The sequence below is a fragment of the Streptomyces griseocarneus genome, assembly GCF_014655595.1.
Classification (GTDB): Bacteria; Actinomycetota; Actinomycetes; order Streptomycetales; family Streptomycetaceae; genus Streptomyces; species Streptomyces griseocarneus.
Map to the genome: position 1 here is coordinate 15,648 of NZ_BNBL01000009.1, position 21,320 is coordinate 36,967.

The 21,320-nt window shown below is 72.5% G+C and carries 22 protein-coding genes; 10 read left to right on the forward strand and 12 right to left on the reverse strand.

Going from position 1 to position 21,320, the window contains the following annotated elements:
• Positions 1-60 precede the first annotated feature (60 nt).
• Entirely contained in the window at positions 61-1,695 is a 1,635-nt protein-coding gene (locus tag IE295_RS22105) for a streptophobe family protein (RefSeq protein WP_190065469.1), read from the forward strand.
• A gap of 80 nt (positions 1,696-1,775) precedes the next feature.
• Positions 1,776-3,008, forward strand: a complete 1,233-nt coding sequence (serB, locus tag IE295_RS22110) for a phosphoserine phosphatase SerB (RefSeq protein WP_190065470.1) — start codon at positions 1,776-1,778, stop codon at positions 3,006-3,008.
• Positions 3,009-3,057: 49 nt separating this feature from the next.
• Here serB and IE295_RS22115 read toward each other — a convergent pair whose 3' ends face one another.
• From IE295_RS22115 to fabG, 6 genes are all read right to left on the reverse strand, one after another.
• Positions 3,058-3,576, reverse strand: a complete 519-nt coding sequence (locus IE295_RS22115) for a SixA phosphatase family protein (RefSeq protein WP_190065471.1) — start codon at positions 3,574-3,576, stop codon at positions 3,058-3,060.
• Positions 3,577-3,662: 86 nt separating this feature from the next.
• On the reverse strand, positions 3,663-3,806 hold the full coding sequence (locus tag IE295_RS22120; protein WP_190065736.1) for a hypothetical protein: 144 nt from the start codon (positions 3,804-3,806) through the stop codon (positions 3,663-3,665).
• Positions 3,807-4,122: 316 nt separating this feature from the next.
• Positions 4,123-4,245, reverse strand: coding sequence for an SGM_5486 family transporter-associated protein (locus IE295_RS34180; protein WP_263453089.1), 123 nt, complete (start codon positions 4,243-4,245; stop codon positions 4,123-4,125).
• Between the two features lie 33 nt (positions 4,246-4,278).
• On the reverse strand, positions 4,279-4,623 hold the full coding sequence (locus IE295_RS22125) for a hypothetical protein (protein ID WP_190065472.1): 345 nt from the start codon (positions 4,621-4,623) through the stop codon (positions 4,279-4,281).
• Between the two features lie 129 nt (positions 4,624-4,752).
• Positions 4,753-5,523, reverse strand: a complete 771-nt coding sequence (gene fabI, locus IE295_RS22130) for an enoyl-ACP reductase FabI (RefSeq protein ID WP_190065473.1) — start codon at positions 5,521-5,523, stop codon at positions 4,753-4,755.
• A gap of 5 nt (positions 5,524-5,528) precedes the next feature.
• Positions 5,529-6,248, reverse strand: coding sequence for a 3-oxoacyl-[acyl-carrier-protein] reductase (gene fabG / locus IE295_RS22135; RefSeq protein WP_190065474.1), 720 nt, complete (start codon positions 6,246-6,248; stop codon positions 5,529-5,531).
• Positions 6,249-6,438: 190 nt separating this feature from the next.
• Between fabG and IE295_RS22140 the strand changes: the two genes are divergently transcribed.
• The 3 genes from IE295_RS22140 to tyrS all read left to right on the forward strand — a co-directional run bounded on the left by IE295_RS22140 (position 6,439) and on the right by tyrS (position 10,848).
• Positions 6,439-7,965, forward strand: coding sequence for a TldD/PmbA family protein (locus tag IE295_RS22140; RefSeq protein ID WP_190065475.1), 1,527 nt, complete (start codon positions 6,439-6,441; stop codon positions 7,963-7,965).
• Positions 7,962-9,368 (forward strand): metallopeptidase TldD-related protein, encoded by a 1,407-nt coding sequence (locus IE295_RS22145; RefSeq protein WP_190065476.1) that lies wholly within the window; start codon positions 7,962-7,964, stop codon positions 9,366-9,368. The genes IE295_RS22140 and IE295_RS22145 overlap by 4 nt, the downstream gene beginning before the upstream one ends.
• Before the next feature lie 76 nt (positions 9,369-9,444).
• Positions 9,445-10,848 carry a tyrosine--tRNA ligase gene (gene tyrS / locus IE295_RS22150; RefSeq protein ID WP_190065477.1) on the forward strand — a complete coding sequence of 468 codons (1,404 nt, stop codon included), beginning with the start codon at positions 9,445-9,447 and terminating at the stop codon, positions 10,846-10,848.
• Positions 10,849-10,962: 114 nt separating this feature from the next.
• Here the strand turns inward: tyrS and IE295_RS22155 are convergent, their stop codons facing one another.
• On the reverse strand, positions 10,963-11,241 hold the full coding sequence (locus IE295_RS22155; protein ID WP_190065478.1) for a GlsB/YeaQ/YmgE family stress response membrane protein: 279 nt from the start codon (positions 11,239-11,241) through the stop codon (positions 10,963-10,965).
• Positions 11,242-11,463: 222 nt separating this feature from the next.
• Here IE295_RS22155 and IE295_RS22160 point away from each other — a divergent pair, with 222 nt between their 5' ends.
• Together IE295_RS22160 and IE295_RS22165 are read left to right on the forward strand one after the other, a co-directional pair.
• On the forward strand, positions 11,464-11,838 hold the full coding sequence (locus tag IE295_RS22160) for a DUF3099 domain-containing protein (protein WP_190065479.1): 375 nt from the start codon (positions 11,464-11,466) through the stop codon (positions 11,836-11,838).
• Positions 11,839-12,043: 205 nt separating this feature from the next.
• A complete protein-coding gene (locus IE295_RS22165) occupies positions 12,044-12,265 on the forward strand; it encodes a hypothetical protein (RefSeq protein WP_190065480.1) in 222 nt (73 codons plus the stop codon).
• A 24-nt stretch (positions 12,266-12,289) separates the two neighbouring features.
• Here the strand turns inward: IE295_RS22165 and moaA are convergent, their stop codons facing one another.
• The 3 genes from moaA to IE295_RS22180 form a co-directional block, all read right to left on the reverse strand.
• Complete coding sequence (gene moaA / locus IE295_RS22170) at positions 12,290-13,279, reverse strand: GTP 3',8-cyclase MoaA (protein ID WP_190065481.1); 990 nt, start codon at positions 13,277-13,279, stop codon at positions 12,290-12,292.
• Between the two features lie 114 nt (positions 13,280-13,393).
• A complete protein-coding gene (locus IE295_RS22175) occupies positions 13,394-15,043 on the reverse strand; it encodes a monocarboxylic acid transporter (protein WP_190065482.1) in 1,650 nt (549 codons plus the stop codon).
• Positions 15,040-15,357: a DUF485 domain-containing protein gene (locus IE295_RS22180; RefSeq protein WP_224322902.1), complete on the reverse strand. Its 318-nt coding sequence runs from the start codon at positions 15,355-15,357 to the stop codon at positions 15,040-15,042. Before IE295_RS22180 ends, IE295_RS22175 begins: the two co-directional genes overlap by 4 nt.
• A 618-nt stretch (positions 15,358-15,975) precedes the next feature.
• Between IE295_RS22180 and IE295_RS22185 the strand changes: the two genes are divergently transcribed.
• Complete coding sequence (locus IE295_RS22185; RefSeq protein WP_190065484.1) at positions 15,976-17,529, forward strand: S8 family serine peptidase; 1,554 nt, start codon at positions 15,976-15,978, stop codon at positions 17,527-17,529.
• Here IE295_RS22185 and IE295_RS22190 read toward each other — a convergent pair.
• Both IE295_RS22190 and IE295_RS22195 read right to left on the reverse strand, forming a co-directional pair.
• Positions 17,490-18,230 (reverse strand): lysoplasmalogenase, encoded by a 741-nt coding sequence (locus tag IE295_RS22190; RefSeq protein ID WP_190065485.1) that lies wholly within the window; start codon positions 18,228-18,230, stop codon positions 17,490-17,492. The genes IE295_RS22185 and IE295_RS22190 overlap by 40 nt on opposite strands.
• Positions 18,227-19,135, reverse strand: coding sequence for a sterol desaturase family protein (locus tag IE295_RS22195; RefSeq protein ID WP_190065486.1), 909 nt, complete (start codon positions 19,133-19,135; stop codon positions 18,227-18,229). Before IE295_RS22195 ends, IE295_RS22190 begins: the two co-directional genes overlap by 4 nt.
• Before the next feature lie 222 nt (positions 19,136-19,357).
• Between IE295_RS22195 and IE295_RS22200 the strand changes: the two genes are divergently transcribed.
• A complete protein-coding gene (locus IE295_RS22200) occupies positions 19,358-20,356 on the forward strand; it encodes a DEDDh family exonuclease (protein WP_190065487.1) in 999 nt (332 codons plus the stop codon).
• A 64-nt stretch (positions 20,357-20,420) separates the two neighbouring features.
• Positions 20,421-21,308: an SURF1 family cytochrome oxidase biogenesis protein gene (locus IE295_RS22205; protein WP_190065488.1), complete on the forward strand. Its 888-nt coding sequence runs from the start codon at positions 20,421-20,423 to the stop codon at positions 21,306-21,308.
• Positions 21,309-21,320 lie beyond the last annotated feature (12 nt).

Genomic DNA, 21,320 nt, shown 5'->3' on the forward strand with positions numbered 1-21,320 from the left:
GCGGTGGATGCGTACGGATCATGAACATCCGGGGCAACTGGTATGGACCGGGGGGCCGTGATGACCATGACCGGTGGCAGCCGCGCGGCACGGGGCGCGGATCTGCTCCTGACCGCGATCGCCGCGGTGAGCTGGGCGTTCCTCGCGATGGCCGGGGTCGCGGCGCTGGGCCTGCACCTCCTGGGGGCGGACACGGCCGGATCCCTGGGCCCGATGACGGCCGCCGTGGTCGTCCTCGCGGTCGGCGGATCGGTCACCCCCTCGGGCTCCGTCGAAGCATTCGGCCTGACGGGCGCGGGGGCGCACACCACCATCGACATCGCGCCACTGGGCGTCGCCCTGGTGGGGGCGCTGCTGCTCGGCTGGGTCTTCGCCCGTTCGCTGCGCGCCCTGGGCCCGAGCGTGGGCGGCGCGGAGCTGGCGGCCCGGGCAGGGGCGGTCGTCGTCCTCTTCCTCCTGATATTGGGCGCTCTCGCCTGGGCGGGCTCCTCCACCGTCACCTTCGACGGGAGCGGGCTGGGACTGCCCGGCGCGTCCGGCGGTGGCGGGCCCGGCCTGGAGATACCCGGCCTCGGCGACATCGGGGACATCGGCGGCGGTCTCACCGACCGCCTCAAGGACCTCGCCGACGCCAAGGCCTCCGTCGGCTTCTCCGTACGCACCGGCCCCTCGCTGTTCGGCGGGCTGGCATGGGTGCTCGGTGTGCTGCTGATCACGCTGGTCTCGGCCCGCCGGGCCCCGCTGCCGCGCGGCTGGGAGGCCCTGCACCGCGGCGTCCGCCCGGCGGCCTCGGCGCTGCGCGCGGTGCTGGTGCTGGCGGTCGTGGCCGGGCTAGCGGCCGCGGCGGTCGCCGGCGCGAGTGACGGTCACCCCGGGCGGGTGGCCGGTGCCGCGCTGCTCGGGGCGCCCAACGGGGTGTGGCTGGGGGTGCCGCTGGGGCTGTTCGTGCCCCTGCGGGGGGTGGCGAGCGGGTCGCTGCTGCAGGTGCTGCCCCACCCCCTGGACGACCTGCTGCGGATGAGGGCCGGGCAGGACGTGTCGGTTGCCCGCCTCGCCGAGCTCGAGCCGGGCGTGTGGCTGCTGCCCATGGGGTGCGGGCTGCTGATGGTGACGGCCGGGGTGCTCACGGCGGCCCGTACGCCCCGGGGGACGGCGGGCGCGGTGGGCTTCGCCGGGCGGTGCGGGCTGGCGCTGGGCGCGGCCACGGCGGTGGCGCTGCCGCTGCTGGTGCTGGCGACGCGGGTGAAGGCGGACGCGAGCCTGTCGGTGCTGGGCATCGACGCGATGGGGGCGGGGCTGGAGCTGAGCGGGAGCGCGCCGGCGGCCGCGCTGCTGGGCGCGGTGTGGGGGTTCGTGGCGGGGGTGGCCGGGGGGCTGCTGGCGTACGCGACGGGGGCGGCGGGGCGCCGGGCGGCACCGCTCGCGCGCGGTGCGGTGGCTGCCGGGGGCGGTGCGTACCCGGATCCGGCGTACCTGCCGGGGCCGTACAACCCCTCGCCGGGCTACCGGCCCGCGCGGGCGGAGACCAATCCCTACCTGCGGCAGCCGGGGGACGACCCGTTCAGCGCACCCACGCAGACGAGCCGCTCGCCGTTGCGGCCGCCGCCCCGCCCGCCCCGGCAGCCGGGCTACCGCTACGGGTCCTCGCCCGTGCCCCCGCCGGACGAACCGCCTCCGCCACGGGGGCGCGGCTAGGGCCCGCGGGGCCGGGGGGCCGTCCGCCGGTCGGGACACCTGTGCGGGTCCGGCGCGGGGGCGGATACCGTAGGAACACCATGAGTGCATCGCAGACCCCGCCTGCCACCGCCGTCACCGGCGACGCCGACCCGACCCTGCTCGTCAAGATCTTCGGTAAGGACCGGCCGGGCATCACCGCCGGGCTCTTCGACACCCTCGCCGCCTACGCCGTGGACGTCATAGACATCGAGCAGGTCGTCACGCGGGGCCGGATCACCCTCTGCGCGCTGGTCACCGCTCCCTCCGGGGGCGCGGCGACCGAGGGCTCGCTGCGGGCGACCGTGCACAGCTGGGCGGAGTCGATGCACCTGCAGACCGAGATCATCTCCGGCCGGGGCGACAACCGGCCCCGCGGCACGGGCCGTTCGCACGTCACCGTGCTCGGCCACCCGCTCACCGCCGAGTCGACGGCCGCCATCGCCGCCGCCATCACCGACACCGGCGGCAACATCGACCGCATCTTCCGCCTCGCCAAGTACCCCGTCACGGCCGTGGAGTTCGCGGTGTCGGGCACGGACACGGAGAAGCTGCGCACCGCGCTGGCCATCGAATCGGCGGCGCTCGGCGTGGACGTGGCCGTCGTGGCGGCCGGTCTGCAGCGCCGGGCGCAGCGGCTGGTGGTGATGGACGTGGACTCCACGCTCATCCAGGACGAGGTCATCGAGCTGTTCGCGGCCCACGCGGGCTGTGAGGCGGAGGTGGCCGAGGTGACCGCGCGGGCGATGCGCGGCGAGCTGGACTTCGAGCAGTCCCTGCACGCGCGGGTGGCGCTGCTGGCGGGGCTGGACGCGTCGGTGGTGGAGAAGGTGCGGGCCGAGGTGCGGCTCACGCCGGGCGCCCGCACCCTGATCAAGACCCTCAAGCGGCTGGGCTTCCAGGTCGGCGTGGTCTCCGGCGGCTTCACCCAGGTCACCGACGACCTGCGGGAGCGGCTGGGCCTGGACTTCGCCTCCGCCAACACCCTCGAGATCGTGGACGGGAAGCTGACCGGCCGGGTGACCGGGGAGATCGTGGACCGGGCGGGCAAGGCCCGGCTGCTGCGCCGGTTCGCGGCCGAGGCCGGGGTGCCGCTGTCCCAGACGGTGGCGGTCGGGGACGGCGCCAACGACCTCGACATGCTCAACGCGGCGGGCCTGGGCGTGGCGTTCAACGCCAAGCCCGTGGTCCGCGAGGCCGCGCACACGGCCGTGAACGTGCCGTTCCTGGACACCGTGCTCTATCTGCTGGGCGTCACCCGGGAAGAGGTCGAGGCGGCCAACACCCACGAGTGAGGCCGCCGAGCCCCGGCATCCGTCGGGCAGCCCCCGCGGACGGCCCCGGTCAGGCGTGCGGAGTCCAGAAGGCGATCAGCCGGCCCACGCCGTGCTCGACGCTCTTCCACGAGCCGCCGAAGGCGAGCACCGCGATCGCCGCGGTGGGGAAGCCGGAACGGTTCATCCGGGCCAGCAGGTCGCCATCCGCCTCGCCGGCCAGGGCGTCGGCCAGGGCGTGCATCCCGGGGTTGTGACCGATGAGCACCAGGTCGCGCACCTCGTCGGAGACCTCGTTGAGCAGCGCGATCAGCTCGCCGAGGGAGGCCTCGTACATCCGGTCCTCGTAGACCGTCCGCGGGCGCTGCGGCAGCTCATGGACGGCGAGCTTCCAGGTCTCACGGGTCCGTGCGGAGGTGGAGCACAGGGCCAGGTCGGGGCTGATGCCGGAGCCGGCGAGCCAGCGCCCGGCGACCGGGGCGTCCTTGCGGCCGCGCTCGGCGAGCGGACGTTCGTGGTCGTCCACGTCGGACCATTCCGCCTTGGCGTGCCGGAGGATGACAATCCTGCGGGTGTCGGAGGAGCTCATGTCGTCCAGCTTCGCACGAAACCCATGGCGAGGCGCGGGGTGTTGGCAGGCTTGACCCCGCAGGGTGGCGCCCCCGCGGACGGCGCTCACGGCGCCCAGTGCCCCGCCGAGTACTGGACGAGCTGCACCACGCGCGCCAGCGTGCTCCCGCCCGGCGCGGCGCCGCCGTCCGCCGCGGCGGGCGAGGACAGCAGACAGAAGAGGGTCACGAACGCGACGGCGGGAAGCACGAGGGCCCACCACGGCAGCCTGGTCTGCGGCCCGGGCCGGGCGCCGGCGTGAAGCCGTGCACCGGCGTGAACGGGAGCCTGCCTGCCGGCGGACATGGGATCGCCTCCGAGGGTCGGTGCACCGCCGCGTCGCGGTGTACTACGAACCTACGGAGAGCGGGGGCCGCCGCCCATCCGGCAACCCACCCACTCCTCCCTGACCCTGACCCCCTAGGGGATGGTGGGGCTGTCCCCACCATCCCCTAGGGGGAGGGGCGGGGAGGGGGCGGGGATGCGGCACAGCGGCCCCGGCGCCCCGGCTCAGGAAGAGCCCGGCTCAGGGGGAGGCGATCGTCGCGATGACGGCGATGACGACGGTGATGCCGAGCATCACGCCGAGGATGGTCAGCAGGGCCTTCTGGCCGTTCTTGGGGTTCGGGTTCTCGTCGAGGACGGGCATGGCGACAGTCTCCCATCCCGCTCCCGGCGGCCGTCATCCGGGCGTGTGGGTCACCCACGCCTTGCGGACCTCCAGCCAGCAGCGCTGGGTGAGGGTGACGTGGCCGGCCGGCCCGACGGTGACCGGGGCGGTGTCCATGGCGGGATCCCACCAGCGGGCGCACATCACGTGCAGCTGCACGCGGTCGGGGCGGGAGTCGCCGTTGAAGCAGTCGGACCGGGCGTGGGAGCCCAGGACGCGGGTGTGGCACTCCGCCTCGCGCCGCGGCTCCAGCACGCGGGAGGCGTGCCCGCCGTGCCCGGCGGCCGTCGCCTGGGCACCGGACAGAGCGGCGGTCGCCAGCAGCAGCGCCGCCGCGCCGCATATCGGGAAGCGCATCAGCCGGTACCTCCTCCCTGCCCCCAGTGTGCGGGCGCGGGCCGTCCCGCACGACCCGGGAACGCGCGATGCCCGCCCCGGCGGGTGCCGGAACGGGCATCGGGATGCGCTGGGAATGCGCTGCGGGCGTCAGGCACCCATCATGTGCACGCCGCCGTCGACGTGGACGATCTCGCCCGTGGTGCGGGGGAAGAAGTCCGACAGCATGCCGACGACACCGCGGCCGGCCGGCTCCGGGTCGGCCAGGTCCCAGCCGATGGGGGCGCGGTGGTTCCACACGTCCGCGAGCTCCTCGAAGCCCGGGATGGACTTGGCGGCCATGGACTTGATGGGGCCGGCCGAGACCAGGTTGCAGCGGATGCCCTTGGGGCCCAGGTCGCGCGCGAGGTAGCGGTTGGTGCCCTCGAGGGCGGCCTTGGCGACGCCCATCCAGTCGTACTTCGGCCAGGCGATCTGCGCGTCGAAGGTCAGACCCACGATGGCCGAGCCCTGCGGCATCAGCGGCAGCAGGGCCATGGCCAGCGACTTGTAGGAGTACGCCGAGACCTGCACGGCCGTCGAGACGTCCTCCCAGGAGGCCTCGAGGAAGTTGAAGGCGCCCTGCGGGCCGAAGGCGATGGAGTGCACGATGCCGTCGAGGGGCACGTCGTCGCCGAGGTGCTCGCGGACCTTGTCGGCGAGCCCGTCGAGGTGCTCCTGGTTGGTGACGTCCAGCTCGATGACCGGCGCGGGCTTGGGCAGCCGCTTGGCGATGCGCTCGACGAGGGAGAGGCGGCCGAAGCCGGTCAGGATGACCTCGGCGCCCTCGTTCTGGGCGACCTTGGCGGCCTGGAAGGCGATCGAGGCCTCGGTGAGGACACCCGTGACGAGGATGCGCTTGCCTGCGAGGATTCCACTCATGTCGATCAGTGACCCATGCCCAATCCGCCGTCTACGGGAATGACGGCTCCGGTGATGTATGCGGCGTCCTCGGAGGCGAGGAAGCGGACCGAGGCGGCGATCTCCTCGGGCTGCGCGTAGCGGCCCAGCGGGACGTTGGCGACGATGCCGGCGCGCTGCTCGTCGCTGAGCACGCGGGTCATGTCGGTGTCCACGAAACCGGGCGCCACGACGTTGACGGTGATGTTGCGGGAGCCCAGCTCACGGGAGAGCGAGCGGGCGAAGCCGACCAGTCCGGCCTTGGAGGCGGCGTAGTTCGCCTGGCCCGCCGAGCCCATCAGGCCCACGACGGACGAGATCAGCACGACGCGGCCCTTGCGGGCGCGCAGCATGCCCTTCGAGGCGCGCTTGACGACGCGGAACGTGCCGGTCAGGTTGGTCTCCACCACCGAGGTGAAGTCCTCCTCGGACATGCGCAGCAGCAGCTGGTCACGGGTGACGCCGGCGTTGGCCACCAGCACCTCGACCGCGCCCTGCTTGTCCTCGATCTCCTTGTAGGCCTGCTCGACCTGCTCCGGGTCGGTGATGTCGCACTTGACGGCGAGGCACCCCAGGTCCAGGAGCTCGGCGGGCGGCTCCCCCGAGCGGTAGGTGAAGGCGACCTTGTCCCCCGCATCGGCGAAGGCGCGCGCGATGGCGAGGCCGATGCCCCGGTTTCCTCCGGTGACGAGAACCGAGCGGCTCACAGGATCACCCTTCCGTTTACGTATCCATAGGTAGTGCTGGACTACACCGAACGTATCGGTAGACGTCACCAAAGCGGCAATCGACCTGCGACAGGGGGGATGGGCGGTCACTGTTGGATCTCTACAGAACCGGGGTCCGGCGGCCGCGACCATGGTTCACTTCCGTCACATACGAGAAGGAGAGTGGACCGTGCCGCATGAGATCGATCCGTCATTCCTGGCGCTGCCGCTGCGGCCGCTGGCCGACGCCGCTCTCGCGCGCGCCCGCGCGCTGGGGTCCTCGCACGCGGAGTTCCGCTTCGAGCGGGTGCGCAGCGCGTCGTGGCGGCTGCGGGACGCCCGGCCGGCGGGTTCCTCGGACGACACCGACCTGGGATACGCGGTGCGTGTGGTGCACGAGGGGACGTGGGGGTTCGCGGCCGGCGTCGACCTGACGATGGACGCCGCCGCCCGGGTGGCCTCGCAGGCGGTGGCCATGGCCAAGCTGTCGGCCAAGGTGATCGCCGCCGCCGGGTCCGACGAGAGGGTGGAGCTCGCGGACGAGCCGGTGCACGCGGAGCGCACCTGGGTCTCGTCGTACGACATCGACCCCTTCCAGGTGCCGGACGCCGAGAAGACGGGGCTGCTCACCCAGTGGAGCGAGCGGCTGCTGGCGGCGGACGGGGTGGACCACGCGGACGCCACCCTGACGACCGTGCACGAGAACAAGTTCTACGCGGACTCGGCCGGCACGACCACCACCCAGCAGCGCGTGCGGGTGCACCCGCAGCTGACCGCCGTGGCCGTGGACCCGGCCACCGGCGACTTCGACTCGATGCGCACCCTCGCCCCGCCGACCGGGCGCGGCTGGGAGTACCTGACCGGCGCGGGCGGCTGGGACTGGGACGCCGAACTGGCCGGGATGCCGGAGCTGCTGGCCGAGAAGATGCGGGCGCCGAGCGTCGAGGCGGGCACGTACGACCTGGTGGTGGACCCCTCCAACCTGTGGCTGACGATCCACGAGTCCATCGGCCACGCCACCGAGCTGGACCGGGCGCTCGGCTACGAGGCCGCCTACGCCGGCACCTCCTTCGCCACCCCCGACCTGCTGGGCACGCTGAAGTACGGCTCCCCCGTCATGAACGTCACCGGCGACCGCACCGCCGAGCACGGCCTGGCGACGATCGGCTACGACGACGAGGGCGTGGCCGCCCAGTCCTGGGACCTGGTCAAGGACGGCATCCTGGTGGGCTATCAGACCGACCGGCGCATCGCCCGGCTGACCGGCCAGGGCCGCTCCAACGGCTGCGCGTTCGCCGACTCGCCCTCCCACGTGCCGGTGCAGCGGATGGCCAACGTCTCGCTGCGGCCGGCGGACGGCGGCCCGTCGACCGAGGAGCTGATCTCCGGGGTGAAGAACGGCATCTACGTCGTCGGCGACCGCTCGTGGTCGATCGACATGCAGCGCTACAACTTCCAATTCACGGGGCAGAGGGCATACGCAATCCGGAACGGCCGCCTTCAGGGGCAGGTCCGGGACTTTGCATACCAGGGGATCACGCCTGAGTTCTGGGGCTCGATGAAGGCCGTGGGCGGCCCGCAGACCTATGTGCTGGGTGGCGCGTTCAACTGCGGCAAGGCCCAGCCGGGGCAGGTCGCGGCGGTCTCGCACGGCTGCCCGTCGGCCCTCTTCGAGGGCGTCAACATCTTGAACACCACGCAGGAGGCCGGTCAGTGAGCCCGCGGAACACCAGCAAGCCCCACGAGATCGTCGAGCGCGTCCTCGAGCTCTCGCGTGCCGACGGCTGCGTCGTGATCGCGCGCGAGGAGTCCACCGCCAATCTGCGCTGGGCCGGCAACGCCCTGACCACCAACGGCGTCACCCGCGGCCGGAGCGTCACCGTCGTGGCGACCGTCGACGGGGCCGAGGGCACGGCGTCCGGCGTGGTCTCCCGGACCGCCGTCACCGCGGACGACCTGGAGCCGCTGGTACGGGCGGCGGAGGCGGCGGCCCGCGAGGCGGGGCCGGCGGAGGACGCCCAGCCGCTGGTGACGGGCGTGCCGCACTCCCCCGGCTTCACCGACGCGCCCGCCGAGACCTCCTCCGCCGTCTTCGACGCCTTCGCGCCGGCCCTCGGCGAGGCCTTCGCCCGGGCCCGCTCCCAGGGCCGCGAGCTGTACGGCTTCGCCCGCCACGAGATGGAGTCCAGCTACCTCGGCACCTCGGCGGGGCTGCGGCTGCGCCACGACCAGCCCACCGGCGCCCTCGAGCTGAACGCCAAGACGCCGGACCGCACCCGCTCGGCGTGGGCGGGCCGGGCCACCCGGGACTTCACCGACGTGGACCCCGGCGCGCTGGACGCCGAGCTCGCCGAGCGGCTCGCGTGGGCGGACCGCCGGCTCGAGCTGCCCGCCGGGCGCTACGAGACGTTGCTGCCCCCGACGGCCGTGGCGGACCTGCTCGTGTACCAGCAGTGGTCGGCCACGGCCCGGGACGCGGCCGAGGGCCGCACCGTCTTCTCCCAGCCCGGCGGCGGCACCCGGATCGGGGAGAAGCTGTCGGACCTGCCGCTGACCCTGCGCAGCGACCCGCACGCGCCGGGCCTGGAGTGCGCGCCGTTCGTGCTCGCGGGCAGCTCGGGCGACGACGCGTCGGTCTTCGACAACGGCCTGCCGGTCACCGCCACCGAGTGGATCCGCGAGGGCGTGCTCGAGCACCTGCTGACCACGCGGCACAGCGCGGGGCTGACGGGCCTGCCGATGACCCCGTACACCGACAACCTGATCCTGGACGGCGGCGGCACCCGGTCGCTGGCGGAGATGGTCGCCGCGAGCGGCCACGACGGGCCGGTCCTGCTGCTGACCTGCCTGTGGTACATCCGCGAGGTGGACCCGGCGTCGCTGCTGCTGACCGGGCTGACCCGGGACGGGGTGTACCTCGTGGAGAAGGGGGAGGTCGTCGGCGAGGTGAACAACTTCCGCTTCAACGAGTCCCCGGTGTCGCTGCTCTCCCGGGCCACCGAGGCGGGCCGGACCGAGCCGACGCTGCCGCGCGAGTGGGGGGACTACTTCACCCGGGCGGCCATGCCGGCCCTGCGGATCCCGGACTTCAACATGAGCTCGGTCAGCCGGGGCGTGTGACCGGCGGGGAAGGAAGTCCGCCGAGCAAATAGACTCGACCTGTCCTTTGTCCGACAACCACTACAGGAACGCCACGATGACACGCCTCGGCGACTCCGTCGCGCGCGCCAGCGCCCTGCTGGCGCAGGACCTCTCCACCGACTCCACCGTGGAGCAGCTGCTCACGGAGACGAAGGCGAGGCGCTATCTGGACCTGACGGATCTGTCGGCGAAGGACCAGGCCGAGCTCATCGCCTCCCGTACGGTCGAGGTGCTGCCCGGCGTGGCCAAGCTGGCCGAGCGGATCGAGCTGCGCCGGTCCGAGGGCAAGGGCCTGGCCATCAAGCTGGGCATCGACCCCACGGCCGCCGACGTGCACCTCGGTCACGCGGTGCCGGTGATCATCCTCAGCCGCTTCCAGCGGATGGGCCACGACGTCACCCTGCTCATCGGCGACTTCACCGCCAAGATCGGTGACCCGACGGGCCGGACGGCGGAGCGCCCGCCGCTGACCGACGAGGACATCGCCGCCAACCTCGCGGGCTACCGCGAGCAGGTGCGGCCGTTCTTCGACTTCGAGAAGGTCACGTTCGTCCAGAACAGTGAGTGGCTGGCCCCGTACACCTTCCCGGAGCTGCTCGGTCTGCTCTCCCAGGTGCCGGTCTCGCAGCTGCTGCAGCGCGAGGACTTCCGCAACCGCCTGGCGTCCGGCTCGGGCCTGACGATGTCGGAGCTGCTCTACCCGATCGCGCAGGGCCTGGACTCGGTGGCGCTGAACTGCGACGTGGAGCTGGGCGGCGCGGACCAGCTGCTCAACCTGCAGATGGGCCGCAAGCTGATGGAGCTGCGGGGCCAGAAGCCGCAGCTCGTCGTCACGATGCCGCTGATCGAGGGCACGGACGGCACCGGCGCGAAGATGTCCAAGTCCAAGGGCAACTACGTCGGGCTGACCGCGCCCGCCGACGACGTCTTCGGCAAGATCATGTCGGTGCCGGACCGGCTGATGGAGCCGTACCTCAAGGCCTGGACGGAGTGGACGGACGCGGAGATCGCGCTCGCGCTCTCCCGCATCGAGGAGAAGTCGCTGCACCCGATGGACCTGAAGAAGGTCCTGGCGGGCGAGGTCGTGGCCGCGCTGTACGGCCTGGAGGCGGCGATGGCGGCGCGTGCCGGCTTCGTCGCGCAGTTCTCGAAGAAGAGCTTCACCGACGTCGAGACGCCGGTGGTGGACCTGGCCGAGCACGGCGAGGAGCCGGCCACGGCCGTGCTCAGCAAGGTGCTGGGCTTCCAGCCGAGCGCCTCGGCCGCCCGCCGGGTCGCCAAGCAGAACGGTCTGCGGCTGGTCCTGGAGGCCGACGGCGGCCAGGAGGCCGTGGTGCTGGCCGAGGCCGACGCCATCCGGCCGCTGGGCGAGGTGGCCCGTGAGCTGCTGGCCGGGCGCGCGGTGAGCGGGGTCTACCTCAAGGCCGGCCGCAAGATCGCGGAGCTGCGCGGGCTGTAGTCCGCCGCCTTCCCTCTCCAAGGCCCCGAGGCGGCCGGTGCGCTTCCCGCGCACCGGCCGCCTCGTTTCGCGACCGCGTCATGGCGTGGGGGGCGTGGCCGGGCGTGGCGGGGATCAGGTGACGCGGTGCCGGTCGCCCCGCATGCCCACCCACAGCCGGTCGCCGATGGCGACGACGATGACCGCGCCGATGAGCTGCAGCACGTGGCGGATCCAGTCGATGCCCTTGGTGTCCTCGACGCCCAGCGCGGTGGCGGCCCAGTTGCCGAGCAGGCTGCCGGCCATGCCGCAGAGGATCGTGAGCCAGATCGGGATCTGCTGCTTGCCCGGGATGATCGCCTTGGCGATCAGGCCCAGGACAAGGCCGACGATGATTGCCCACAGCCAGTCCATGCCGCCTCCTCGTTCCGGGCGATGTGGCGTGCTCCGCCATTGTGGGTCCGCCGCCCCTACGGCGCACGTCGGAGTGGTCCGTACGCCGTGAGCGCACGTCGGGCGCCCGTGCGTGAGCCACCGGGTGGACGACCCGGTCTCGTCCGCGGGACGGGCGCGGCGTAACGTTGGATGCGTAGAAGCCCGAAGGGCGTCGGCGCGGCAGTCGGGTGGTGGAATGTGATGCGGAAGCTGGGCGGTAACGAGGTCTTCCGGATCACCGGGGCCCGTCAGGGACTGGCGGAGGACGTCCGCGGCCGGCAGCGCCGGTACGTGATCTCCATGGGCATCCGCACCCTCTCCGTGGTGCTGACCGTGATCCTGTGGAACATCGAGCGCTACGTGGCGGTGGGCACCCTGATCCTGGGCGCGGCGCTGCCGTACGTGGCCGTCGTGATAGCCAACGCGGGCCGGGAGAACGCCCCTTCGCTGCCGGGTACGTTCGTTCCGGCGCCCACCAGGCCGGTGCTGACGGCGGGTCCTCCGGCGGGCGGGGCGGAATCCGTCCCGGAAGCCGATCGCTCCCCCGGGCAGGATCAAGAACCCGGCCAGCGCTGACCCTCCGCTTCCGGGCGGGTGCCCGCGGAGCGGTGTGACAAGCTCAAGAAAACCTCAGATCAATCATGTGGATCGGTGCCCCCGGCCGGGCCCCCCGTGACATACTTCGTAGGCGCTCCGCATCCCCCGTCGGAGCGACAGACCGACGCCGGGCGGCTCCCCCCGTGGCTGCCCGGCGTCGCCGTGTCCACGTAAGGTTTGCGGTGTGAACTCCCCCGAAACCGCCGTGATCTGCTCCGCCAAGGGCTGCCGTGCCGCAGCGGTGTGGGTGCTCGCGTGGAACAACCCCAAGCTGCACACGCCGGAGCGGCGCAAGACGTGGCTCGCGTGCGACGAACACCGCGAGCACCTGTCCAACTTCCTCGCGCTGCGCGGTTTCCTCAAGGACGTGGTGCCGCTCGAGGAGTGGGAGAGCCGCAACGGCTGACGGCCGGGCCGCGAGCGGCGGTGCTCAGCCGCCGATCGCCGACATGGGGCGGCTCGGCTGGAGGAACGCCGGGTCGTCGAGGCCCGAGCCCGCCTTCTTGCCCCACATGGCCGTCCGCCACAGGTCCGCGATCTCCTCGTCCGGCGCCCCCGCGCGCAGCGCGCCGCGCAGGTCGGACTCCTCGCGCGCGAAGAGGCAGGTGCGCACCTGCCCGTCCGCGGTCAGCCGGGTGCGGTCGCACGCCCCGCAGAAGGGCCGGGTGACCGAGCCGATGACGCCGACGCGCCCGGGGCCGCCGTCGACGAGCCAGCGCTCGGCGGGGGCGGAGCCGCGTGCCGCGTCGCCCTCGGGGGTGAGGGAGAAGCGGGTGCGCAGGCTCGCCAGGATCCCATCGGCGGTGATCATGCCGTCGCGCTTCCAGCCGTGCTGGGCGTCGAGGGGCATCTGCTCGATGAAGCGCAGCTCGTAGTCGTTCTCCAGCGCCCAGGCGAGCAGGTCCGGCGCCTCGTCGTCGTTGTGGCCGGGCATCAGCACGGCGTTGACCTTCACGGGGGTCAGTCCGGCGGCGCGGGCGGCGGCCAGGCCGTCGAGGACGTCCTGGTGACGCCTGCGGCGGGTGAGGTCGGCGAAGACGTCGGGGCGCAGGGTGTCGAGGGAGACGTTGACCCGGTCCAGGCCCGCGGCCTTGAGGGCGCCGGCGGTGCGGGCCAGGCCGATGCCGTTGGTGGTCAGCGACAGCCGGGGGCGGGGGGCGAGGGCGGCGCAGCGCTCGACGATGGAGACCAGGCCGGGGCGCAGCAGGGGCTCTCCGCCGGTGAAGCGGACCTCGGTGACGCCGAGGGAGGTGACGGCGACGGAGACGAGGCGGACGATCTCGTCGTCGGTGAGCAGGTCGGGCTTGGCGAGCCAGGCGAGGCCCTCTTCGGGCATGCAGTAGGTGCAGCGGAGGTTGCACCGGTCGGTGAGGGAGACGCGCAGGTCCGTGGCGACGCGCCCGTAGGTGTCGATGAGCACGGTGTGGGCCCCTCCCGCGGACTGGAACAGTCGTTCAATAACTCCGCAGCGTACGCGATCGCCCGGGCCTTCAACACTTCGTTGAAGGCCCGGGCGGACGGTCGTACCGACGGATCAGTGCGCCCCGAAGCCGGTGAGGGAGCGGACCTCCAGCTCGGCGTACTTGCGCTCCTGGTCCGGCGCCGGCCGGGACAGCAGCGAGCCGGCCCAGCCGAGCAGGAAGCCGAGCGGGATGGAGACCAGCCCGGGGTTGCCGAGCGGGAAGTAGTCGAAGGCCAGGCCGGGGAAGAGGGCCTTGGGGTTGCCGGAGACCACGGGAGAGAGGATCACCAGGGTGACCGAGGAGATCAGTCCGCCGTAGATCGACCACAGCGCGCCCTGGGTGGTGAAGCGCTTCCAGAAGAGGCTGTAGAGGATCGTGGGGAGGTTGGCCGAGGCCGCGACGGCGAAGGCGAGGGCCACCAGGGCGGCGGCGTTGAGCCGGTGGGCGAAGATGCCCAGCGCGATGGAGATCGCGCCGATGACGATCGCGGCGATCTTGGCGGTGAGGATCTCCTCCTTCTCGCTCGTCCTGCCGCGCCGGATGACGTTGGCCCACAGGTCGTGGGCGAAGGACGCGGAGGAGGCGAGGGTCAGGCCCGCGACCACGGCGAGGATGGTCGCGAAGGCGACGGCCGAGATCACGGCGAGCAGAATCGCTCCGCCGGTGGAGCCGGCGCCGCCGCCGACCTCCTGGGCGAGCAGCGGGGCCGCGGTGTTGCCGGACTCGTTGGAGGCCGTGATCGCCTTGGGCCCGACCAGGGCCGCCGCCCCGAAGCCGAGGGCGATGGTCATCAGGTAGAAGGCGCCGATGATGCCGATCGCCCAGTTCACCGACTTACGGGCGGCCCGGGCGGTGGGCACCGTGTAGAAGCGGATGAGGATGTGCGGCAGCCCGGCGGTGCCCAGGACGAGCGCCAGGCCGAGCGAGACGAAGTTGAGCTTGGAGGTGCCGTCCTTGCCGTACTGCAGGCCGGGCTCCAGGAAGGCACTGCCCTTGCCGCTCGCCTCGGCGGCGCGGCCCAGGAGCGTGGAGAGGTTCCAGTGGAACTTGTTGAGCACCAGCACGGTGATCAGCAGGGTGCCCGCGATGAGCAGCACCGCCTTGACGATCTGCACCCATGTGGTGCCCTTCATCCCGCCGATGGTCACGTAGAGCACCATCACCAGGCCGACCAGGACGATGATCCAGCGCCGCGACCCCTCGCCGGTGGCGCCCAGCAGCAGGGCCACCAGGGCGCCAGCGCCGACCATCTGGGCGAGCAGGTAGAAGATCGAGACGACGATGGTGGAGGTGCCGGCGGCGGTGCGCACGGGCCGCTGGCTGAGGCGGTGGGCGAGCACGTCGGCCATCGTGAAGCGGCCGGAGTTGCGCAGCGGCTCGGCGACGAGCAGCAGCGCGACCAGCCAGGCGACCAGGAAGCCGATGGAGTAGAGGAATCCGTCGTAGCCGAAGAGGGAGATGGCCCCGGCGATGCCGAGGAAGGACGCGGCGGACATGTAGTCGCCGGAGATGGCCAGGCCGTTCTGGAAGCCGGTGAACGAGCGGCCGCCGGCGTAGAAGTCGGTGGCGTCCTTGGTCTGCCGGCCGGCCCAGACCGTGATGCCCAGCGTGATGGCGACGAATACGGAGAACAGGGTGATGATCAGAGTGCGGTGCTCGCCGGCGCCCCCGGCGGCCAGCGGATGTGCCACGGCGCTCGCGATGGTGGTGCTCGTGCTCATTCCCCCGCCTCCATACGGGCCTTGAGGGCCTCGGCCTTCGGGTCGATCTTCGCCGCGGCGTGCCGCGCGTACCACCAGGCGATGAGGAAGGTGGTGAGGAACTGCGCCAGCCCGAACACCAAGGCGATGTTGATGTTTCCGGCCACCTTGGTGTCCATGAAGTCGCCCGCGTAGTTGGACAGCAGGACGTAGAGCAGGTACCAGGCGATGAAGGCCACGGTGAGCGGGAAGGCGAAGGAGCGGTGCGCCCGGCGCAGTTCGCCGAATTCCTCGCTGTTCCTCACGTCCGTGAAGCGGTCGGGCTGTGCGGGAATGGCGGGACGAACGGGCTCGTCCGGGCCCTTGGCTGTGGTCGGTGGGGTGCCCACGGCCTCTTCTGAGTCCACGGTCTCTCCTGACGGGTGAATACGGAGCGCGAGCCGAGCCTGTGACTGGGATCACGCATCGTAGAGCGACACCGCAGTATGCGACAGGGGGCGGTTCACCGAATGTCGCAGCGGCCGCCGCCGGGGGCAAAACCGCCCGCCGCCGCCCTCGTTGACCCTGGTGTGAGCACTGCCCCACCTCCCGGCCGGTCCGCCGGCGGCCGACGCCCGTTCGGGAGCGTCAGGTTGACGGCGCCGGTGCGGGTCGTCGGTACGGGCCGGCCGCCCGCCGCCGTGGCGCCGGGCCGCTGGTACGGGCCCCGGGTGCCGCTGCCGCCGCTGAGCATCGACACCCTGCGCGGCGGGGGCACTTCGCCCCGAAAGGGCGTTACGCCGGGGCCGTAAGACACCCAACTGCCCTCTTCTGGCGCGGAATAATTCCTTCCGATGTTATTTCTGGGTGAATTCGTTGCCCTGGGCCATGATCGGCGCTAGCTTCACTCGTCATGTACCCGCCCACGCGCACCCATGCGCCCGGGCGGACTTCCTGGATGATGTGGAGAACCCATGGCTCAGCTGCGTCCCAGACGCCGGCACGCCCTGCTGGCGGCCCCCGTCGGACTGGCGCTCACCGCCTCCCTCGGCTTCCTGCCCGGCGCCGCCTCGGCCGCCCCGCAGGACACCACCGCCGTGCGGGCGGCCACCACCGACGGTCCGCTGCTGTCGTACGTGGTCAACACCGCGACCGACCGCGGCACTCTGACCAAGGTGAAGAAGGCCGTCAAGCAGGCCGGCGGCACCGTCGTGGTCTCCTACGACAAGCTCGGCGTCGTCGTCGCGCACTCCAGGAACCCGGAGTTCGCCAAGGCCCTGCGCGCGGTCCCCGGCGTGCAGTCCGCCGGCGCCACCCGCACCGCCCCGCTGAAGGCGGCGGCCACCACCCAGTACGGCAAGCCGGAGAAGCTGAAGCTCTCCAAGGACGGCGCCAAGTCCCTCGCCGCCCGCTCGGCCGCCACCGGCAAGGAGCCCCTCGAGGGCCTGCAGTGGGACCTGCCCGCCATCGGCGCCGACAAGGCCGCCAAGATCAACCCGGGCAGCAAGAACGTCACCGTCGCCGTCATCGACACCGGCGTGGACGACACCCACCCCGACCTCGCCCCCAACTTCTCCGCGAGCCAGTCCGCCAGCTGCGTCTCCGGCAAGGCCGACACCAGCCCCGGCGCGTGGCGTCCCTTCGACCCGAAGACCGACTACCACGGCACCCACGTGGCCGGGTCCATAGCCGCGGCCCGCAACGGCGTCGGCGTGGCCGGTGTCGCCCCTGGCGTGAAGGTCTCCGGCATCAAGGTCAGCACGCCCAAGGACAGCTTCTTCTACGCCGAGAGCGTGGTCTGCGCCTTCGTCTTCGCCGCCGACCACGGCGCCGCGGTGACGAACAACAGCTACTACGTCGACCCGTGGCTGTTCAACTGCCCGGACAACCTCGACCAGAAGGCGATAGCCGACGCGGTCGGCCGGGCCGCGCAGTACGCCCAGAACAAGGGCGTCGTCAACGTCGCCTCCGCGGGCAACGACAACTTCGACCTGGCCGCCGACAAGATCGTCGACACCAGCAGCCCGAACGACACCGGCTCCAAGCCGCCGGCCCGCACGGTCGACCCCAAGGTCTGCCTCGACGTCCCGGCCCAGCTGCCCGGCGTCGTCACCGTCTCGGCCACGGGCGTGAAGTCCGCCAAGTCGTTCTACTCCAACTACGGCCTGAAGGCCGTCGACGTCGCGGCCCCCGGCGGCGACACCATGCAGGTGCCCGACGCCCCGGCCAAGGAGGGCGGCATCCTCTCCACCATGCCGGGCGGCGACTGGGCCTACCTGCAGGGCACGTCCATGGCCGGACCGCACGTGGCGGGCGTGGCGGCGCTGCTGAAGAGCACGCACCCCAAGTCCAGCCCGCAGGAGATCCAGTGGCTCCTGAAGGCCCAGGCCAAGAACCCCGGCTGCCCGACCGCGGCGTACGACCCGGACGGCACCGGTAAGTGGAAGGCCGCCTGCACGGGCAACAAGAACGTCAACAGCTTCTACGGCTACGGCATCGTCGACGCCCTGTCGGCGGTCCAGGACTGACGTCCGCGTCGAGCGGCGAAGGGGCCGGGCGGCTTCCGCCCGGCCCCTTCCGTCTGCCCGTCCGCCCGCACGCGCGTCAGCAGCCCGTGCGCCAGCAGGTACTGCGCGGCGGCATACGTGAGCATGATCCAGAACTGGGGCACCGGCGCCTGCGGCCAGCCGGCCAGGCCGCCGGCGATGAGCGTGTCCGACAGCAGGAACAGCACCCCGCCCGCCCCGGCCCACGCCCCCACGCCGGTCGCGCGCAGCGCCGTCACGGTCAGCAGCAGGCTGTAGAGCGCGACGGGAACCCTCAGGTCCGCCTCCAGGCCGGGCCACAGCAGCGCCAGGACGGCGATCCAGACGGCGGCGTAGGCGGCCGTGAGGCGGTACGCGCGGGCGCCGGCCCTCCTGCCGTGCCGGGCGAAGAGCACGAGGTAGCACACGTGCCCGGCCGCGAAGGAGCCCATCCCCACCAGGAAGAGGGACTCCCGGCCGGTCTGCAGCAGGGTGTCGCCCCCGCACCCGAGGAGCAGGGCCACGGCGAGCAGCCGGGGACCGCCGCGCACCAGGACGTACGCCGCCAGCAGCGGCATCAGCGCGGGCTTGGTCACGTGGGCGGCGGTCGTGGCGCCGGCCAGGAGCGCCCCCAGGTGAACGGCCGCCACCACCGCCAGGACGACGGCGGACACGGCCGGCGCGGCCGCGCGGGCCCCTCTCACGCGGCCCGCCCGCTCGCCGGTGCGGGCGCGGCGGCCGGGGCGGCGGCCGGGGCGTCCGCGCGCGGCGGGGACACCGACGGCGGCTGCCAGCCCGGGCCGCGGAAGACGCGCCCGGCCCGCTCCCGCCAGGTGCGCGCCGCCTTCAGGTCGCGGGCGATGGCCGCGTACTCGTGGGTGGCCACGCGCAGCGGGTTGTAGGTGTCGATGTTCTTCGTCAGGCCGTAGACCGGACGCTCCCCTTCGGGGACGAACGAGCCGAACATCCGGTCCCAGACGATGAGGATGCCGCCGAAGTTGCGGTCCAGGTAGCCGCCCTGCGAGGCGTGGTGGACGCGGTGGTGGGAGGCGGTGTTCAGGACGTACTCCACGGGCCGGGGCAGCTTGCCGACCCGCTCGGTGTGCACCCAGAACTGGTAGACGAGGTTGACCGACGAGCAGAAGGCCACCGCCGCCGGGTGCACGCCGAGCGCGATCATCGGCACGTAGAACGGCCAGACCGTCAGCGACGTCCACGGCTGGCGCAGGGCGGTCGTCAGGTTGAACCTGCGGCTGGAGTGGTGCACCACGTGGCAGGCCCACAGGATCCTGACGACGTGGTGGCCGCGGTGCGACCAGTAGTAGAAGAAGTCCTGCGCGAGGAGCATCAGCGGCAGCGTCCACCACAGGACGGGCACGCGCAGGGGGGTGAGCTCGTAGACCGCCGTGTAGACGGCGACGATCGGGATCTTCCAGAGCGCGTCGAAGAGGAGGCTGCCCAGCCCCATGCCGATGCTGGTCGCCGCGTCCTTGGCCTCGTAGCCCTCGGAGCGGTCGTCGGGGTGCAGCCGGTAGCTCACCAACTCCAGTGCGGTGAGCAGGACGAAGGCGGGAACGGACCACAACACGACATCGGGAAGGTGCGGCATGGCGGCACCATAAGCGTGCCGACGGGGGTGCCGCTAGGGGTTGTTACCCTCGGGTACCGAAGAGCGTTACCCCGAGTTCGGTGGCAGCACCACCGACAGCGGCGGGGCGGCGGTGTCCACCTTCCGGGTGACAGGGATCTGGCTTGATCCACCCCGTCCGGTTCCGTCCGGTCCCCGGCCGGATTGCGGCGTTGTCAGCGGGGGCCCTTAAGCTCTTGGACCATGCTCGAAGACCGCACCGACGCCGCATCGCCCACCCCGTGGCCGGCCGCGTATCCGGAGGGATACGCGGTCGTCGACGTGGAGACCACCGGGCTCGCCCGGGATGACCGGATAGTGTCGGCCGCCGTCTATCAGCTGGACGCCCGCGGCCGGGTGGAGGACCAGTGGTACACGCTGGTCAACCCCCAGCGGGACCCCGGCCCGGTGTGGATCCACGGACTGACCTCCGAAGTCCTCGCCGACGCTCCGCTGTTCCCGGAGATCGCCGACGAGTTCGCCAAGCGCCTGGACGGGCGGGTGCTCGTCGCGCACAACGCGGCCTTCGACTGGTCGATGATCGCCCGCGAGTACGCCCGCGCCCGGGCGACCGCCCCGGTGCGCCAGCGGCTGTGCACCATCGCACTGTCGAAGGAGCTGCGGCTGCCGCTGCCCAACCACAAGCTGGAGTCGCTCGCCGCGCACTACGGCGTCGTGCAGCAGCGCGCCCACCACGCGCTGGACGACGCCCGGGTGCTGGCCGAAGCGTTCCGGCCGAGCCTGCGGCTGGCGGCCGAGGCGGGGATCCGGCTGCCGCTGCTGGCCTGCCAGCCGCTGACCGAGTGGTCCGACGGGCCGTCCGCCCCGGCCCGCCCGGCCAGGGTCGGGTATCAGCCGTCCTACCGGTCGGCGACCTGGCGGCCCAGCCGCAAGCGCCCGGCCTGCCCGTACCCCAACCCGGGCCGCTACGTCCCCGGCGGTCAGCTGACGCAGGGCATGCGGGTGGCGTTCTCGGGCGACACATCCGTCGACCGGGAGCTGCTGGAGGACCGGGCGGTCGAGGCGGGGCTGCACGTGGCCACCAGCGTCTCGCGGCTGACCAGCCTGCTGGTCACCAACGATCCCGAGGCGCCCACCTCCAAGACGGTCAAGGCGCGCTCGTTCGGCACGCCGGTGGTCGACGAAGCGGCCTTCATACAGCTGTTGTCGCACGTGACCCCCGCCGGGACAAAAGAGGCATAAGGCGCATGGGGATCGGGTGACACCCGCTCGCCGGGGGGCGAACCCCACCAGGTACCGTCAAAGCGTGTACCGCTTCCTGTTGTCCCGGCAGTGGGTGATCACCACACTCGTGGCGCTCGCCCTCATCCCGGCGATGATCCAACTGGGCTTCTGGCAGCTGCATCGCCACGAGCACCGGGTAGCGCGGAACGATCAGATCGCCCGGAGCCTGTCCGCCGCCCCCGTGCCCGTGGCCGAGCTCACCGGGCCCGGGCGCACGGTGGCGCGCGACGACGTCTGGCGCACGGTCACCGCGAGCGGTACGTACGACCCCAAGGGCGAGGTCGTGGTGCGGATGCGCACCGACGACGACGGCAACCAGGGCTACTTCGTCCTCACGCCGCTGGTGATGGCGGACGGCCGTGCCGTCCTGGTCAACCGCGGCTGGATTCCGGCCAACGGCGACCTGACCAAGTTCCCCGAGGTGCCCGCCGCCCCGGCGGGCCGCGTCACCGTCACCGGCCGGCTCAGGGCCGACGAGACCACGGCCAGCGGCATCAAGAACACCGCGGGCCTGCCGCCGCGCCAGGTGATGCTCATCAGCAGCGAGCAGCGCGCCAAGGAACTGCACCGCACCCTGCTCGGCGGCTACGTCGAGCTCACTTCCCCCGCCGACACCGGTCAGCCGCGGCCCCTTTCGGCCCCCGACCACAGCAGCATCGGCCCGCACATGGCCTACGCCGTGCAGTGGTGGCTGTTCTCCGCCTTCGTGCCCGTCGGCTGGTTCATCCTGGTCCGCCGTGAGCGCCGCGACCGCGCCGAGGCGGCAGCGGCGCAGGAGGCGGCAGCGGCGCAGGAGGCTGAGGCTGCGGAGGAGGCGGCGACGGAGGGCGGCGACGGGCGCGCGCCCGCGCCCGGCAGTGCTTCCGGGGACACCGCCGGCGTCGCCCGGACGGCCTCCGGCCCCGAGTAGCCCCCCGCCGGT